The organism is Cryobacterium inferilacus, from assembly GCF_019599185.1.
Classification (GTDB): domain Bacteria; phylum Actinomycetota; class Actinomycetes; order Actinomycetales; family Microbacteriaceae; genus Cryobacterium; species Cryobacterium inferilacus.
In genome coordinates this window covers 1-17,126 of sequence record NZ_JAIEUL010000015.1, presented here as the reverse complement: position 1 = coordinate 17,126, position 17,126 = coordinate 1, and the positions used below count along the sequence as shown (strand labels likewise).

General features: G+C 62.4%; 11 protein-coding genes and 2 pseudogenes. 5 read left to right on the top strand and 8 right to left on the bottom strand.

Annotated features, from left to right (window positions below):
* Nucleotides 1-3: 3 nt before the first annotated feature.
* Nucleotides 4-510 carry a VanZ family protein gene (locus tag K2F54_RS13475; protein ID WP_220606385.1) on the bottom strand — a complete coding sequence of 169 codons (507 nt, stop codon included), beginning with the start codon at nt 508-510 and terminating at the stop codon, nt 4-6.
* 140 nt (nt 511-650) lie between these two features.
* Here K2F54_RS13475 and K2F54_RS13470 point away from each other — a divergent pair, with 140 nt between their 5' ends.
* On the top strand, nt 651-1,760 hold the full coding sequence (locus tag K2F54_RS13470) for a glycosyltransferase (protein WP_220606384.1): 1,110 nt from the start codon (nt 651-653) through the stop codon (nt 1,758-1,760).
* A gap of 75 nt (nt 1,761-1,835) precedes the next feature.
* Nucleotides 1,836-3,983: a glycosyl hydrolase gene (locus K2F54_RS13465; protein ID WP_220606383.1), complete on the top strand. Its 2,148-nt coding sequence runs from the start codon at nt 1,836-1,838 to the stop codon at nt 3,981-3,983.
* 116 nt (nt 3,984-4,099) lie between these two features.
* Here the strand turns inward: K2F54_RS13465 and K2F54_RS13460 are convergent, their stop codons facing one another.
* The 4 genes from K2F54_RS13460 to K2F54_RS19585 form a co-directional block, all read right to left on the bottom strand.
* Nucleotides 4,100-5,305 carry a lipopolysaccharide biosynthesis protein gene (locus K2F54_RS13460; RefSeq protein WP_220606382.1) on the bottom strand — a complete coding sequence of 402 codons (1,206 nt, stop codon included), beginning with the start codon at nt 5,303-5,305 and terminating at the stop codon, nt 4,100-4,102.
* A gap of 58 nt (nt 5,306-5,363) precedes the next feature.
* Nucleotides 5,364-6,305: a glycosyltransferase gene (locus K2F54_RS13455; RefSeq protein WP_220606381.1), complete on the bottom strand. Its 942-nt coding sequence runs from the start codon at nt 6,303-6,305 to the stop codon at nt 5,364-5,366.
* Nucleotides 6,306-6,608: 303 nt separating this feature from the next.
* Nucleotides 6,609-7,940 (bottom strand): O-antigen ligase family protein, encoded by a 1,332-nt coding sequence (locus K2F54_RS19590; protein WP_220606380.1) that lies wholly within the window; start codon nt 7,938-7,940, stop codon nt 6,609-6,611.
* A gap of 27 nt (nt 7,941-7,967) precedes the next feature.
* Entirely contained in the window at nt 7,968-9,968 is a 2,001-nt protein-coding gene (locus tag K2F54_RS19585) for an acyltransferase family protein (RefSeq protein ID WP_308287663.1), read from the bottom strand.
* A 134-nt stretch (nt 9,969-10,102) separates the two neighbouring features.
* On the opposite strand from K2F54_RS19585, the gene K2F54_RS13440 reads away from it, so the two are divergent.
* The 3 genes from K2F54_RS13440 (at nt 10,103) to K2F54_RS13430 (ending at nt 14,700) form a co-directional block, all read left to right on the top strand.
* Nucleotides 10,103-11,505 (top strand): IS3 family transposase gene (locus K2F54_RS13440; RefSeq protein ID WP_220606378.1). Its coding sequence is split into 2 segments (ribosomal slippage): nt 10,103-10,433 and nt 10,433-11,505, totalling 1,404 coding nucleotides; the frame shifts between segments, so codons are not numbered across the junction.
* Between the two features lie 402 nt (nt 11,506-11,907).
* Complete coding sequence (locus K2F54_RS13435) at nt 11,908-13,221, top strand: UDP-glucose dehydrogenase family protein (RefSeq protein ID WP_220606377.1); 1,314 nt, start codon at nt 11,908-11,910, stop codon at nt 13,219-13,221.
* Nucleotides 13,222-13,521: 300 nt separating this feature from the next.
* A complete protein-coding gene (locus tag K2F54_RS13430) occupies nt 13,522-14,700 on the top strand; it encodes an acyltransferase family protein (RefSeq protein WP_220606376.1) in 1,179 nt (392 codons plus the stop codon).
* Nucleotides 14,701-15,092: 392 nt separating this feature from the next.
* Here the strand turns inward: K2F54_RS13430 and K2F54_RS13425 are convergent.
* The 3 genes and pseudogenes from K2F54_RS13425 to K2F54_RS13415 all read right to left on the bottom strand — a co-directional run.
* Nucleotides 15,093-15,617 (bottom strand): annotated as a pseudogene (locus tag K2F54_RS13425) (ATP-binding protein).
* A gap of 126 nt (nt 15,618-15,743) precedes the next feature.
* Nucleotides 15,744-16,458 (bottom strand): annotated as a pseudogene (gene istB, locus K2F54_RS13420) (IS21-like element helper ATPase IstB).
* The coding region (locus tag K2F54_RS13415) for a Mu transposase domain-containing protein (RefSeq protein ID WP_431193894.1) at nt 16,452-17,126 on the bottom strand (675 nt) is incomplete at its 5' end. The gene K2F54_RS13415 and the pseudogene istB, both read right to left, overlap by 7 nt.

The window sequence follows — 17,126 nt, the reverse complement described above, 5'->3', positions numbered from 1 at the left end:
CGGCTACCTGCTGAGGCCGAGCTCCCAGATGCGCCGGGCGATGATCTTCTCATCACGCTGGTAGATCGCTGCTCGCAGTATTACCGCCAGCACAGCGCCGATGATGGCGCCAGTTGAATTCGCGATGACATCGGAGACTGTCGCAAAGCGCGCACTGAGCGCGAACGCTTGGGTGAGCTCGATGGCAACCGACAAGCCTGGGCAGATGATCAGTGCCAACCACCACACTCGCACGGGGAGCAGCATGCTGACTAAGAACCCCAGGGGGACGAACATCAGGATATTCGCGGACGCCTCGAGCTTGTTGTAACCGAACCACTCGGGTACGCCGTTGCGGTGGAGCACGTCCAGCACCCGGTTGATCGACGCTGCGTATCCCTGATCCAGCGGAGTGGGCCACATTGTCGCCAACAACACTATGGACCCGTAGGCGAGCACAAGGGTCAATCCCAGTTGCTGCCGCATGCGGCTCTTGGGTGGGCCTTTGTCCGTCATCGTTCTCTGATCCATCCCGCCATAGTAGGTGGCGACACTGACAACATGCCGCTTCATGCTCCGGCGCGGATAAGGATGTCGGTTCGGTAACGTATGGTGGATTTGATGGTTCCTTATTCGACAAGGTATCCGCATTACTCCCGGGGGAGCATCACATGGCAGGCATCGTCGTGCATGAATGGTTGGCCAAACGCGGCGGATCTGAGAATGTCGTTGAGGAGATCGTCGCAACCTTCCCCGACGCGCAGGTGCAGTCCCTCTGGAACGATGCCCCGCAACGATTCGCCGACATCCACGTCGCCGAAACCTGGCTAGCCCGCACTCCGCTCCGCAAGTCCAAAGCGCTCGCCCTGCCGTTCATGCCGCTCACCTGGCGACACCTCGGCGACAACGACGCCGACTGGATCCTCTGCAGCTCCCACTTGTTTTCGCACCACGCGCGCTTCTCCGGGCCCGCCAGGGTGGCGCCGAAACTGGTGTACGCGCACACTCCAGCCCGCTACATTTGGACCCCCGAGCTGGATGCCCGCGGCAACAACGTGTTGGCGAAAGCGGCGAGGAAACCGCTCCAGCACCTGGACCGCACCCGCGCTCAGGAGGCTCGGGCTATCGCAGCGAACAGCGAGTTCGTGCGCACACGCATCCAGGATTCTTGGCACCGAGACAGCGTGGTCATCTACCCGCCCGTCGATGTGAAGGCTTTCGCCGACGATCCCACACCCAGGCTGACCGCCGAAGAAGAGCAGATCTTGGCCGCCCTGCCGAGCACGTTCTTGCTCGGCGCGTCGAGGTTCATTCCGTACAAGCGCCTCGACCTAGTCATCGCCCTCGGCGTTGCGTCGGATACCGCGGTGGTGCTCGCCGGGGACGGGCCGTCTCAGCCTGACCTGCAAGCGCTGGCCGACCAGCACCCCGGCCAGGTGACATTCGTTCTCAAGCCGTCCCGTGCCCTGTTGAGCGCCCTCTACCGGCGCGCTCTGGCGTACGTGTTCCCGGCGATTGAGGACTTCGGGATCATGCCCGTCGAGGCCATGGCCACGGGCACGCCCGTGATTGCCCGCAACATCGGCGGCGCTGCCGAGTCCGTGGTCGACGGCGTCACAGGCGTGCACCTCGGTGATTTCGACGGGCAGGCCGGCCGAGAAGCCGTCGCCCTCGCCGCCACCTTGCGTCCTCAGGACTGCATCGACCGCGCCTGGCAATTCGACCAGTCGGTGTTCCGTTCCACGCTGCGCGCCTGGGTCGAACACGAATCACTCGTCTAGACCTCCTCGCGCAGCGGCTGCTTTTTTCGCCGGCGCTCATCATTTCTTCGCCCGCGCACCAACCTCAGGAGATTCATGAACATCCTCAAAAAGTTCCGCGATCAGCCGCGGTGGCGAATCATCACCGCGGCAGTCCTGGTGGCCGCCCTAGTAGCGGGTGTGACCGTGGTCGCCCTCCTCCCCCGGTCGACGGGATCGAATAGCGCTGTACCAAGCCCTCCTGCGGTGACTGCCGAACCGACCCGGACGCCGACCCCTACTCCGACACCCACACCCACTCCAGAACCGGTCGCCCCGCCTACCGCCGACGTGGCTGCGTCTTTCGACGGATGGAGCCAGGACAACGAAACAGACACAGCCTCCACCTTCACCGCTGAGGCGGGTGATGCGCCAGATGGAAGTATCGCTTTGCGGCTGGACAGCACTAACCCGGCGGAAAACCCCACGCGCCGTGCTCTCAGCCAGACTGTGCCCGTCATTCCTTCCACTACCTACACTTTCAAGGCTTCGATCAAGAACACCGCCGAAATCGACGATGCACCGGGCGTCGCAGTTATCATGGGCGCTGCCGCCCAAGGCCGTTTCGACTTCCCCAAGGCCTCGACCAAATGGTCTGAGAAGACCTGGACATACCAGACCGCAGCCGACGAAACCAGTCTTCCCGTCAGCGTCCTTTCGGTCGGCCCGACCGCCGAGACTCGCATCGACAACATTTCCATGACCGCGGCGGGAGCGAGCGACAACTTGCTCGCCAACCCGTCGTTCGAAGGGTTCGACGCGCCCAACCCGCAAATCACCAACACCTCACTGCTCTTGACCACCGGAGAAGCCGCGCTTGGCGTGTCCTGGAGAATCCCCAACGCCACCTGGACGGTCACGGATCACGCCGGTGCGGTGGTTGCGGACGGCGCTGTCGACCTGCAACCGGGACTCGGAGTCATCTCCCTGCAGGACCTGGCCGGGGGCTACTACTCAATCGACATCGCGAACGCCGAGAACTCGAACGACCGACTCCAGTCTTCGCTCGCGATCCTCGCACCGATCGAAAAGGGTGTCTCAGCCACCGATGAGCGTTTCGGCGTGGGCATTCACCTGACGCCCGCATACGCCAATCCGGAACGAGTCGCGGCCGAGATCGGCTTCTCCAGTGTGCGCACGGACGCTAAGTGGAATGCCGTGGAAAAGACCCCGGGTCAGTACACATTCCCCGTGGAAACCGACAATAAGATCAAGCGGTACACCAACGAGGGCCTGGATTTCCTCCCGATCAGCGACTATCACAATCCGCTCTATGACGGTGGAGTCACCCCAAGCAGTCCGACGGGCCTCGCCGCCTATAGCGCTTACACCACCGAGATGGTTTCTCACTTCGATGTACCGTCGGTTGAAATCTATAACGAGTTCAATCAGGTGCGCATGAACAAGGGAGCTTGCGGGCTTACCCCCGAGTGCTATCTCCCGATGCTCAAATCAGCATACGAGGCAGTCAAGGCACAGCATCCCGACACCAAAGTCATCGGCCCGGCAATTGCCCGTCACGATGATGCTTGGCTCGAGGGCCTCTACCAGGCCGGAGGCTTGCAGTACCTCGACGCGATCTCCTTCCACCCCTACGACTATTCGCCCCAGTCCGGTCCGGAGTTTCTCGAGGCAAGTCTGCAGCAGGCGAACGAGCGGATCAAACAGTACAACGGCGGCGTCACCAAGCCGATTTGGATAACCGAGCTCGGATGGTCAACCGCCGGCTACTCGGAGCAGGACCAGGCTGACAACGTCGTACGGGCACAAACGATCTCTCTTGCGAACAACGTAGAGAAGTTCTACTGGTACAACCTGGTCAACGACAAGACCGATCCCGCTGATCACGAAGGCAACTTCGGTCTTGTCCGCCAAAGATCCGAGACCGTCCCGGCATTCGCGCCGAAGCCGTCGGCCGTGTCGCAGGCCGTGCTCATCCGCAAGGTGTCTGGCAAGGCCTTCACAGCCCGCGACGTGACGGGAATCCCGGGAGTTCACTCCTACGCTTTCGGCGAGGGATCTTCCGCGACTCGGGTGGCCTGGTCTCCGACCCCCACAACGGTGACGTACGCGGCGGCGAAACCCGTGACACGAACGGACCAGTTCGGAGCCATCACCACGTTGACCCCGATAGACGGCCGGGTCACGGTTGAGCTTGACGGCCACCCTGCGTACCTGGACGGGGCGCTCAGCGACTTGCAGTAGTCAAGGGCGGCCTGCGGGCGCTGGAGCGGGCCTGCTGCGCCCACAGCCGACGAGGGCCTTTCTCGATGCCGATGGTGTGCGCCAGTCGGCAGGGCGAGAAAGGCCCGCGCTGCGACTCAGGAGACCGCGAGATTGACTGCGGGGGGTCGTCGGGCTCGAAGCGTTACCACTAATTGAATGACTAGCACCGTTCCTTCGGCGATGAGTTCGCCGATCAGCGCACCCTCCGGACCGTACCGGGCCGAAAGCAAGAAGATCGCCGGCACGCCGACAAGCGCCCCCGCCATGGCGCTGATCATGATTACGCGAACCTTGTTCAGCGCTACCAACGCGATGTTGCCGGTCGCGCGCGAGGTGCAGACGATGAAGATCAGCACCCCGGACAGGCTGCTTAGTTCGAGGGGTATCTCGATTACACCGGAGAAGACTATGTGCGCCACTCGTGGTGCAGCCAGGGCGAAGACCAGGCCCGACACGACACCGAACGCAGCGTTGATCACGATGGCTTTCCTGGCCCGATCGAGGCGCGCGCTCGCTGAGTTTGCGCTGCCGACCCACCCCTGCATGAAGTTCGGAATCGACTGGAGCAGGGTCAGCGCCATCCGCTGGAGCCGTTCGGCTGCAGCGAAAACAGGAACGGCTGCCGGCGCCGCGATACCGACAAGGGTGATTGGCAGCGCTATGTAAACGGCGCTGACCGCTCGCGCAGACAGAGCCAGTGACTGAAACTGGATGACTCGCAGAACTCGGGAAGGCCGATATCTCCGGAAGTCGCTTAACCGCAGGCGTGTGGCCAGAACCGTCAGCCACGGAGCCAGCAGTGACGGAGCCAGCACGGCCAACGCGTATGAATAGAGCGGAGCACCCAGAGACATCGCCAATGCAGCCAACCCGACCGCAACGAGCTTGGGTAGCGATTCAATCGTCAGTATCCAGCCGGGCCTCCGAGTCCCGATGAAGTACCACGTCGACGACATACCTACGGCCGCGCTGCCCATCGCAACGACGGCAGCCTCGATCTTGAACGTCGGGGCGAGCATATACGCGGCGACAAAAGCGATCAGTGCCATCGGCATGAAGATCAGCGCCTTCGTCAGCAACGCTGCCGCCAGGGTTTGATTTCTGTTCTTCGGACTCGACCGCGCAACGCGTTGGGGTCCGTTCAACGACCAGCCGAGCTCCACCACCACGGCGCATGCCATGCCGATTGACTGTCCGATGGCGATGGCACCCCACGCTACGGCACCGAAGTTGGCGGTGATCGCCGGAAGGGCAATCAGCGGGCTTATGGCACCGAGCATGGGCACCACGATGAAACCCAAGATCTTGAGTGAGCGGCTCCGAGCACGCCTCATTGTCGGAACCCCCGCGTCACGTGGATCACGAGGCCTCCAGCCCCTCGCCATGGCGCTTGCGCAGCTCAGTCGTCAACTCGTGGTAGCGCAGAGCGGTGTATTCCTCTAGAACCTGCGCCGCAACGTTAGTGGCAGCACCCTCGGGAATCCGCACGGACTCTATGCTTCTGCGAATAGCGGCGGCCGATGCTCCTTCAACCAGGATCAGTTGGTCACCGATTAGTTCGGAAATCTCTCTCAACGCGGCACTTTCTCGGGTGATCACAACTTTGCCCGAGGCTAGACCCTGCCACACTTTGTTCGCGATGACCGACGAAGCTTTGGGGGATGTGCCGAAGATGCCCAGCACCACATCGTGCCTCGCGATGATCTCGGCAAGCTCCTGTTCCGGCACCTCACCGACGACCCGGAAGCGGTCGGATGGAGATCCCTCCGAGATCCTGGAACGGAGGTCTGGAGCGCGGGAGATATCCCCCACCAGTGTCATACGGACCCGACTATCCGCTGGCATCCCTGCCACCGCCTCCACCGCGTACTCGACGCCGTGCAGAGGTATGTAGTTGCCGTAGTACAGCACCCGAATGTCGCCGCCAGGATCACGCGTCGTGGTCGGTCGGGCCCACGCGGGAGCACCGACGGGCAGGGTTATCATACTTGTGCCGCGTCGAGCGTGACCCTTCAAACGGTCTCGCCGGACATCCGTGTCGATCAGATAGATGTCAGCGGTGAGCAAGGCAAGTCGATCACCGAGTTTGTAGAGCAGTGCAGCGAGGGTCCGCGGCGATGCGTTCTTCCTGTCTTCGATCTCGCTTTCGTACATGCCCACGAACCCGTCGACCATATGAGTTGCGCCCCGCAGGCGAGATATCAGCCACGTACCAACGGCGTACTTCAGCGAGAATTCCGAAAGGACGAGGAGCTGGAAGGTGCCCTTGGTGTTCCACAGACTGCGGAGGTTGTCGCTCATATTCCGCCAGGCTGGTCCGTCCTTGACGGCGGGTATGACGATGATTTCATATCCGGCCTCGGCCAAGAATTGGCGTACTCGCGAGTTGCGGGGGTAGCCCGAATTGCGGACCGAGAAATAGACCGCGCGCAATGGCTGAGTCCGCTTCGCAGAGCTTTTCCGTCGTTTTCCCGGGTATGCGGACATCATGGGTCTTCGTCCTCTTTATATATGTGTCGAAAGCGTTGTGGCTCTGTTGGCCCAGTTGATGCTGGCACTAAACGCAACCGGGCGGCACGTCCGCCGCTTGGCGCAAACGGCCTTTCACGCAGGAGGCACCGAAGTCACTTTAGTTCCTCCCGGTCTCCGGCGCTTCTGCTCGTCTTCTGTGCGGAGACCGGTGTGTGACTCACGATTGTTCCTGCGCGCAGCACCTACCCCGTAAACGGAGGCGACAGCCACCACGAATAGGGTGAATATGAGTCGCCAACTCAGACTGTCGAAAGCCGCGAACCCGACGACAACGAAGACGACAAGGAGCGACGGCAGTTTGCTACCGCGGATCAAACCCAGGACGATTACTGCCAGCATCAGTAAGAGACCTATGACACCGGTTCCGGCCAGGGTACGAACGAATTCTTGGTCTACGACGCCAATTCCGTCGACTCCCTGAATGACACCGTCTTCGATGAGCCCCACGATCGAGCTGAACCCAGTGCCGAAGAGCACCTCGAGTGGGTCACGCTTGAAGAGGTTGCTTGCCGTATCGAGGATGCCGATCCGATGAACGAACGAGCTCGAGTTCCTGACTCCGCTCCCCAGGTTGGCGAAGACAAAGAAAATTGCGGCGGGCACGCCTATGACAAGCGCGGCGATCAGCGGGATGAGGACCGCTTTTTTACGCCAGAATGCGCTCACGAGCCAGAAGAGCAGTGCCCCCGCCAGAGAAACGAAAGCGCTCCGTGTGCCCGACAGCGCCATACCGACGATCCCCAGCACTCCCAGGGCGAGATAGAAAAGCGAGCGCCGCCGAAGCGCGAACCAGAGGCAGACGACGACGCAGAACCCGAACAACATCCCCAGCGGTATCGGGTGTGCGGTGGAGCCCATTGCCCGGCCGATGACCGAAGGAAGGAAGGCGTTCACGCGGTGCGTGATGTTGTCGGTCCCATCGGCTCTGGGCCATACCGCTTTTGTCCCGAGAAACTCTTCTCCGAAGCTGATGACGAACTGAAAGACGAGGACGATACCGAACGTGGGAAGCAGCGGCGAGAGTCCCCGCCTGACTACAGCGCCCACGACAGCGAGGGATAGAAGCATAAGGAGCGCGCCCGTGGCGAGATACTGCAGCACGAGCGCTATGGGCGCCTGAGCGGCACCGAATACCGACGAGTAACCGATGAAAATTAGCAGAACAAGGGGCACGTTCAGTCCCGCCAGGACGCCTCGGTCCCGCCACAAAGCAAGAACAAGCATTACGACGGTCGACATGATCGTGACGACCGCCGCAGGCGCTGATGTCGAGAAGGAGGGAACGAGCACAGCCATGACGATTGCGGAAATCACTCCGGTCCACGATGCCCAATCTCGCGGAACCCGATAGAGCACGACGACCGAGCCTGCGAAAATCGCGAGGGGGAGGACGAGCTGGATCACTGGCGGCATTATCGAACCGCTCCCCTGCTAGCCATGGGAGGATTCCTTGTAGCTCGGGGTTGCCAGGATGGAGATGGCGAGTACATTTGCGAGAGTTTTCGAGTACGTGGCGGTGATGTGGTGAGTGTCGCGCCAGACGAAGACATTTCCGATTACCGGCGCACAAAGCGACTCCGGGCATATGTAATCGTTGACGGTCACCACTGACACGTTCGGCAGTCCCGAGGCCGCCCTGGTTTCCTTTTGTCCGATTCCGGCGAATGCCGGATCCCGGTCTGCGGCGCACGTCAGCATCGCCGCCGGGTTTTCCGACACACACTCGGGCACGTCCAAACCCACTGTCGGAGTATCCACGATCGAAATCACGTTCACACCACCGGCTGCCAATTGATCCCACGTGCGCCTCATGCCCGCAGCCAATGCCTCATCGGTCGTGAGCGCTTCCATCTCAGTGTCGTCCTGAACCACCGGATAGGTACCTGTGCTCGAGACAACGAGGTCAGGTCTGACCTCGCCTGTCAGGGTTTCCATCATGTCTTCGTTCCAGGCCTCACATGATCCGTTGAACCGCGTGCCCGTCCCGATCTTGACGTCCGCGAATGGACATCTCGCTTTCGTGTACGCCTCGATGCGCCATCCATTGGCGAGTCCGATCGAGTTCAAGGCCGGCAACCACTGGGCTGCGTGCGAATCACCAACTAGCGCGACCACGTAATCACTATCCAGGTCCCCGTACGTGCAGGCCTCGACCGCGTACTCATACCGACCCAGATGACAGCCATCCTTGTAATTCGCGGGATAGTCCCCGGCGGCTTTGGCCGATGTTGGGAGATACGGGTCGACGCTGTCGCGGGCTATGCCCGCCGTGGGATCGGCCAGCAGAACATCAGCCCCCGACTTAGCGGCCAGAGCAGAACCGCCGGCAGGGATTCCCGGTGACCCTGGAGCCGGTATCACGAGAACGGCTACTGTCATCACTGCCGTCGCAATCAGAAAGGTGCCGCCCACCCGCAGCGAACCGCCCGGAGAGGCGGCGAGTCGCGGCGACCGCAGCAGCGGCCGCTCAACGAATCGCCATGTCAGATAAGCCAAGACAAACGAAAGCGCAAGAATCCCCAGGCTCGCAGCCCAGCTCAACGCGCCGAGAAGGTGGGTTCCGAAAACAACAAGTGGCCAGTGCCACAAGTACAGCGCATACGAAATGTCGCCGATGCGCCTGACGGGCCGCAGAGAAAGAACCGCCCACGGCCCTTTGCTGTTCGACCCCGCCAGACCAGCCATCAAGACCACCGCGGCGCCCAAGACGGGGATGAGTGCGATATACCCTGGAAGGCGGGTCGCGGAATCAAATGCGACGGCCGATCCGACTATCGCTGCCAGGCCAACCCATCCCAGGGCTGCCCTCAGCCCGGCCGGGAGCTTGACAAGAGTTGTGGCGAAAACCGCCACGGATGCCCCCACTCCGAGTTCCCACATCCGCGTGCTTGTGACGAAATACGCGGAGTCAGGATTAACGCGAGTGTAGAAGCCAGACCACGCCAACGACGGGATCACCAAGAGTGCCACGGCCAGGACGATCAACCCTGCCCGTCGACCGTTCGCTCGTGCGTGGACCTTGCCGACGCCGGCGCGAGTAAGCCATTTCGAAAAAGCAACGACGCCTAAGAGCACGAACGGCCAAATCAGGTAGAACTGGCCCTCGACGGCGAGAGTCCAAAAGTGCAGAACAGGCGAGGACGAATCGCCGAAGTCGGGGTAACCAACTCCACTGTTCGCGAACGCCCAGTTGACGACAAAGGTGGCCCCGCCGGCGATCTCAAGGGCAACGTCTGGCCACCGCACCCGCGGCAGGACCAAGATCGTTAGCGCGCCCACAGCCATGAGCACGATCGTGGCCGCAGGCAAGATTCGCAGCGCGCGCCGTGCATAGAACTTGGGAAGCGAAATATCGCCCGTTCTGCGGACCTCTCCGAGAAGTGAAGCCGTGATCACGAATCCTGAGATCACGAAGAAAACGTCGAGTCCGATGTGCCCACCCCCTACGTGTCAGGGTGAGTTGAGGCCAGCAGCTCAGAGCAAGTCCGCCGTTTGACGTAGGGCGAGAACCAGGAAGTCCGATCATGTCCAGCCCTTCTTTGATCGTCGTGCGCGACGATAGTTCGATGAGTAAGAACAGCAGTCCCGGCCCGCGTGCGGGAGGCCCGAGCGCGCGACGGTCGTTCACGCCGGCGCAGAAGCTGGAGCACTTGGCCGCTTACGAGGACGCGATCTCCCGGAACGGGGGCGGGGCGTATCTGCGGGAGCAGGGCATCTATTCCTCGCAGATCACCGAGTGGCGAAAGCTTCGTGATGCGGGCGTGTTGCAGGGCAAGAAAGCCGGAGAGAAGATTGGCCGGCTCACGCCAGAGCAGGCCGAGATCGCCAGGCTCCGCCGCCAGCTCGATCAGTCCGAACGGCGCCTGGCCACGTCGGAGGTGGCGTTGGAGATCATGTCAAAAATGCACGAGCTACTCGAAAATCTTTCGAAGAGCTCGCGGGACGAAACACCGCAGACGAAACCGTGATGACCACCTACCGTGAACTGACCCGCGGGGGCATTTCGACCCGCACCGCTGCCACGTTGGTGGGGATACCGCGGGCGACGGCAACCCGGGCACCGCGAACCCCGGCTGCCGGGCCGGCGTTGGTGCCAATGAACAAGCTGGGCGTCCTGGAGCGGGCCCGGATCCTGTCCGTGGTGAACTCGCCCCGGTTCGTGGACTTACCGCCGATCCAGATCTACGCGCAGCTGCTGGACGAGGGCGTCTATCTAGCGTCGATCTCAACGATCTACCGGATCTTGGCCGAGAACACACAGGTCAAGGAACGCCGCCGCTTGGCCCGCCACCCGCCGCGGGCGATCCCGGAACTGGTCGCGACCGGCCCCGGGCTCGTGTTCTCGTGGGATATTACGAAGCTGCCTGGCCCTATCAAAGGCAAGTACTACGACTGCTACGTGATGATCGATATTTTCTCCCGCTACATCGTCGGCGCCGTAGTCCACGCATCTGAGTCCGCGGTCCTGGCCGCAGAAATGATGACGGAGACCTTCGCCATCCACGGCACCCCTCAGGTCGTCCACGCGGACCGGGGCACGTCAATGACGAGTAAGACCGTCGCCGTGCTGCTGTCGGATCTCGAGGTCACCAAGTCGCACTCCAGACCCCGGGTCAGCAACGACAATCCGTATTCGGAGGCGTGGTTTAAGACGTTGAAATTCGCCCCGGTATTCCCGGAACGCTTCGGCAGCCTCGGCGACGCCAGACGGTTCATGGACGCTTTCGTCGAGGGCTACAACCACACCCACCGCCACACCGGCATCGGCCTGAACACACCCGCTGACGTTCACTACGGCCTCGCGGCAGGCAAAGCCCTCGAACGAGCGACGACCCTAGCCGCCGCCCGCGCCCGCAACCCCGAACGATTCAACACCAGCCTCGACCCGAAGATCCTCACCATCCCCGACGCGGCCTGGATCAACCAGCCCGCCCAACAGCAAGAACACCAACCGCAACTAGCCGCCTAAACTCACGCTGGCCTCATCCACCTTGACAAATTCCGACCCGGCAAGAAGGGGAGGCCGACGTGGAACAGTAGGACCAAAAGGACAGCTACACCCCGCAGACCCTGAATGTCGTTGCGGTAGGTGGTTAGCCACCCGCCGTCTAGGGTCTTCGACGGGTGCGGTGTCGTCGCTGCATTAGACAAAGGTGTGCCCCCCATCCGTCAAGCCTACTGTGCCCGCAACTGCCCCCCGAACGGCGAATTGGCCGGACCAGTCCCCCGGCACACACGATGATCCACTCCGATTATGGGTTCGCGCCGAGCGGCCTGCTCCTTGGTAACCCTGTACTAGGCGGTACCGGACGGGACAGATTGGTGAGTGCTGTGTTGGTGGCAATAGTGTTAGTCCCATGGAACACAGCGCATGAAGCTATCGGTAATCGGATGCGGCTATCTCGGGGCGGTGCACGCGTCGGCCATGGTGGAGCTCGGTCACGACGTCGTCGGCATCGACGTCGACGCCAACAAGATCGCACAACTCGCCCAGGGAAAGCCCCCGTTCTTCGAACCGGGCCTCTCTGAAATCCTCACCAAGGCCACGGCCACCGGTCGGCTGCGCTTCAGCACCGACATTGCTGATGCCGCTGGCGCGAAGGTGCACTTCATTGGTGTGGGCACACCACAGAAGGCCGGCAGTCACGCCGCCGACCTCACCTACGTGGATGCCGCTATCACTGGACTTCTCCCCCACCTGGCCGAGGGCGACCTCGTCGTGGGTAAGAGTACAGTGCCCGTCGGCACCGCCTCCCGGCTCGCCGATTTGATCACGGACTCCGGCAGCGGCGCCTCGCTGGTCTGGAATCCTGAGTTCCTCCGCGAGGGCTTCGCTGTGCAGGACACCATCAGCCCTGACCGCCTCGTCTACGGCGTCGCGCCGGGTGCCGCCGGTGAACGCTCCGTCGCCCAACTCAACGAGGTTTACGCGGCCGCCATCGCGGCGGAAACCCCGCTTGTGGTCACCGACTACGCGACGGCCGAGCTCGTCAAGGTCGCAGCGAACGCGTTCCTGGCCACAAAGATCAGCTTTATCAACGCGATGGCGGAAATCGCCGAGGTCACCGGCGCCGACGTCACCCAGCTCGCCGACGCGATCGGCTTCGACGCCCGCATCGGCCGCCGGTTCCTGAACGCCGGAGTCGGCTTCGGCGGCGGCTGCCTTCCCAAGGACATCCGCGCGTTCACCGCACGCGCCGAAGAACTCGGCCGCGGCGAGTCCGTGGCCTTCCTCAAGGAGGTCGACGCGATCAACCTGCGCCGACGTGCGCACGTTGTGGACCTGGCCAGGCAGACCCTGGGTGACCGTCTGCACGACGGGAAGGTTGCAGTGCTGGGACTAAGCTTCAAGCCCCACTCGGATGATGTCCGGGACTCCCCCGCCCTCGACGTGGCAGTGCAACTGCACGGACTCGGCGCCGATGTACTTGCAAGCGATCCCAAGTCGATCGAGAACGCCCAGGCGAAGCACCCCCAGCTCAAGTACTGCAACAGTGTCGAAGACACCCTGCGGGATGCCGACCTGGTCGTTTTGGTGACCGAGTGGCCCGAATTCGTCAGCATCGACCCAGTGTGGGCAGCGACCTTGGTAAAAACCCCCACCATCATTGATGGGCGCAACGCTCTCGACGCGGCCGCATGGCGTTCTGCCGGGTGGACATACCTAGGGATGGGCCGCCCTTAACTTGACTCGAGGGGAACCGCTCCCGCGCACTGAGTGCGCGCGGGAGTGGTTCCCTTTGCAACGCTGGCAGGAGCCGCAAGCTTTGCGGTCTGACAGCGGCAACAACTCTCGACAGGGAGCCGGTGCGACATGGGTCGGCCGCGTTGATGAGGCCTCCCGCCCTACATCTACTGCATCGGATGGGCCCAGCCTGCACCGACCAGTGCTGGTTCGCTATTCTGCGGCTGTTGAGACGATGTCCGCAGCACAACGGAGCTCCAGCGGACGTACCACCCTCGGTGTCCCACTAACATCGGAAACATGGCGGAACACGAAGCAGCTGAGCGGCCACGAGCAAGTGGGCGCAACCACGCGCTCGATGGCATGCGTGGCGTGGCCGCAGTCGTCGTCCTCCTGCATCATGCGCTACTCACGGTTCCAATGCTTTCGGCGGTCTATTACGGGCAGGGCTCCCCCATGACCACATGGTCTCTTGGCTGGTTCATGACTCACACGCCGCTTCATATCGTGTGGGCCGGCACGGAGGCGGTTTACCTTTTCTTTATTCTCAGTGGGCTTGTACTCACCCTCCCAGTGCTAAAAAGCAACAACTTCTCATGGCGGGCCTACTACCCGCGCCGCCTGGTCCGACTGTATGTCCCAGTTCTGGCTGCAGTTGCATTTGGAGCGCTGACGATCGTACTGGTGAGCCGCTCGAATGGCACCGAGCTAGGACCCTGGGTGATTGCTCGCGCGGACCACTACGACATGCGTTCAGTGCTTAAAGACATCACGCTTCTATTCGGAACGTCCGGCGTTATAAGCCCGCTGTGGTCGCTACGGTGGGAAGTTCTCTTCTCTCTTCTCCTCCCTGCCTACGTGCTATTCAGCGTCCGAGCACGGCGATTCTGGTGGCCCAAGCTGGCGATCACAATGGTTGCGATCGCGGTCGGCTGCATGGCCGAAAATCAAGCACTGCTGTTCCTACCAATGTTCGCTCTGGGGTCTCTCTTCGCCGCAAGGTGGGCTTCGATCTCTGCGGCGTTTTCTAGACTTCTCGCACGCGCGTGGGCGGGCCCGGGCCTCGCGCTCTTCGCAATATTACTCACCTGCGTCAGGTGGGAAGTGGCCGCTTTCGGCGTACCATACCGTGAGACCGTTTCTCTCATATGGATCTCAGTCATTGGAGTGGCGCTCCTCGTACTCCTTGGGGCTTTCTGGCACCCTCTCAGATGGGCTCTTGAACGATCACCAGCTCAGCTGCTCGGCAAACTATCCTTCAGCCTCTACTTGGTGCACGAGCCAGTCATTCTCGCCCTTCGGTTTGCGACATCTGAGCTTCCACCAGCGGTCAGTATCGCTGCCTGCATCCCCGTGTCTTTCGGTGTAGCGTGGCTCTTTCTGACCTATATTGAGACCCCGTCCCAGCGATTCGCGCATCTGCTCGGCTCAGCCAGGAAAAAGGATGTAGTTCCAGAAAGGGCGCGCGAGACCTTATAGGCGTGGCGGGCTGAGGCATGGCAATGGGATCCGCCGGGTTGACCGGATCAAGGCGTGGTGTAGCACGCACGGTTGGATCGCTGGAACCACACCGAGGCTGCGGTGCAGTTCAACAGGCGGTCGCGCGGTGCCCCTATGGCTGTCGCAAGCTGGTGGTCAGCTTGGCAGCGGGTGCACGAGGCGAGCAATGCGCATGGGACCTGAATAGGAGTCTTCGGGAGAAGACGATAGGGCTCGGTTGTGGCTATTAGTGCGGTTGAGCCCCCACCCACCGTACGGACGAGCACCCGTGAAGGTATGGCTCAGGACTAGTAACGCTCCTGGGCACGAGTTGCAGGCTCTCGGGGGCCGTCTGTTCCCATGCAGCAGGTGACGGCGCTCCGCGCAATTCCCTAGTCCTGCGCATCCAAGCTTCCCAAGTCTCGGGCGGAAGTTCGTACCCGTGACGCGGCGAAGCTAGATGGTTGGGCGTCGTGATTGCGGAGTCGCTTTGGGCCGCCGTCGAGGGTTTGGACGACGGATCGGTGCACGAGCAGGTCGAGCATTGCGGCGGTGACGGTGGTGTCGCCGAGGTTCTCGCCCCCAGCGCGGACAGGCCGGTTCGTGGAGATCACGATTGACGATTTCGGGTAGCGCACGTTGATGGCTAGGAACAGTGTTCTGGCGGCCTCGGCGGGCAGCGGAAGGTACGGGAGTTCGTCAATCACGTGCAGCGTTGGGCAGACGAAGAACTGCAAGATCGTGCCCCACGTGCCCTCGATCACGGCGACGGCAGCGCGCAGTGCAGCCAGCGCGCGACGACGTCAGCGGCCGATGCGAAGTACGTGCAAGAAATCGGCCTGCACTGTCGCGGCGCCGAGGCCCGTAGCGATGTGTGTTTTGCCCACTCCGGGCGGTCCGACCACGAGCACTTTCATCGCGGTCTCGAGGTAGCGGCATGTGCCCAGCTATGCGAGCAGGGACCGGTCCATGCCGGCGTGTTAACGCCGACTGAAAACAGGGCCACTTCTGCCAACTGAAAACAGGGCTACCGTCGTGTGGTTCTAGTGTGCCGTAGTCGCGGCGGGTTGGTGTTGCTTGAGCCGGTAGCTGTTGCCTTTGAGGCTGATGACGTCGGCGTGGTGGACGATGCGGTCGATCATCGCGGAGGCGATGGTGAGGTCGCCGAAGACGTCGCCCCAGCGAGCGATGGGCACGTTGCTCGTCATGACCAGCGATGCGTGTTCGTATCGGCTCGAGACGAGTTGGAAGAACAGGTTCGCGGCGTCTTGGTCGAAACGGGATGTAGCCGACTTCATCAACGATGAGCAGGCTGTAACGGCGGAGCCGGGCCAGTTCGGCGGGGAGTTTGCCGCGGGAGTGAGCGTCTTGGAGGCGGCTGACCCAGCCGGTCGCGGTGTCGAGGAGGACCCGGTGGCCAGCTCTGGCGGCCTTGATGCCGATGCCGACGGCGAGGTGCGTTTTCCCGGTTCCGGGAGGGCCGAGCAGGACGACGTTCTTCGCCTCGGTCAGGAACACGCTCGTGCCCAGGTGCGCGATCAGGTTCCGGTCTGCCGACGGTTGGTGCCGCAGGTTGGCGCCGGAGGCTTCGCGTTCGGCGACTTCTTTGGAGAGCACCGCGGCCAAGTACTCCTCGTGGGACCAGCCCGCGTCGCGGGCCTGGTCGCCCAGGCGGCGGAACGCTTCACTGATCCGCGGCGCCCGCAGCGCGCGGGAGTAGTACTCGATCTGCGAGACCGCTTCGGGACCGATCACGATGCGACCGCCAAGACTACAGGCGCGGCGTCGATGTCAACGCTGAAGAGCTCGTCGTAGCGGGCCAGCGACGCCGTTTCAACGACCGGTGTGACGGCGGGCCGCCGGGCGCGTTGGGCTTGGAACTGGGCGCGGAGCTCGGCCGCTCGGGCAACATGTCCGGGGTCGGTCACGGTCAGCTGCCGCGCCCATTTCCGCCGGTGCTCGGCGATGAGGACCCCGTCGTGGTGAACGGAGACGGTGTCCAGGCTCGCGGTGACGTCCACGACCCGGCCGATCATGCTCGGGTCGACGGAGTAGTCGTTGCTGAACGCTCGAACGTAGTAATCGCGGGGCAACCGGACGCTGTTGCGGAACACAACCTCCGGCGCCATCGGTGGGAGCCCGCGCATCGCGGCCCGGTCGATGCTGACCAGGTCGTTGGGCCGGCCGCGGCGGGACCGGGAGAGCCTGTTGTTCGCGATCGGCAGCCAGTCGGTGAGCTGTTCGTTGAAGTCGTCGGGCGAGGTGAACGTGCGACCAGACATGAAGCGGCTGCGGAAGAACTGGTTCATCCGCTCGACCATGCCCTTGGACTCGGGGTCGCGGGCCTTGAGTGAATATTGGCTTCTAGGGGAGCCAGGGGTGGTGCGGGTGAAGGCCGCTGCGTCGAACCATGAATCGTGTCGTTC

Excerpts from the sequence above, each read along its gene's own strand:
- K2F54_RS13475 (WP_220606385.1), bottom strand. The coding sequence starts at position 510 with ATGGATCAGAGAACGATGACGGACAAAGGCCCACCCAAGAGCCGCATG.
- K2F54_RS13470 (WP_220606384.1), top strand. The coding sequence starts at position 651 with ATGGCAGGCATCGTCGTGCATGAATGGTTGGCCAAACGCGGCGGATCT.
- K2F54_RS13465 (WP_220606383.1), top strand. The coding sequence starts at position 1,836 with ATGAACATCCTCAAAAAGTTCCGCGATCAGCCGCGGTGGCGAATCATC.
- K2F54_RS13455 (WP_220606381.1), bottom strand. The coding sequence starts at position 6,305 with ATGAGCGACAACCTCCGCAGTCTGTGGAACACCAAGGGCACCTTCCAG.
- K2F54_RS13435 (WP_220606377.1), top strand. The coding sequence starts at position 11,908 with ATGAAGCTATCGGTAATCGGATGCGGCTATCTCGGGGCGGTGCACGCG.
- K2F54_RS13430 (WP_220606376.1), top strand. The coding sequence starts at position 13,522 with ATGGCGGAACACGAAGCAGCTGAGCGGCCACGAGCAAGTGGGCGCAAC.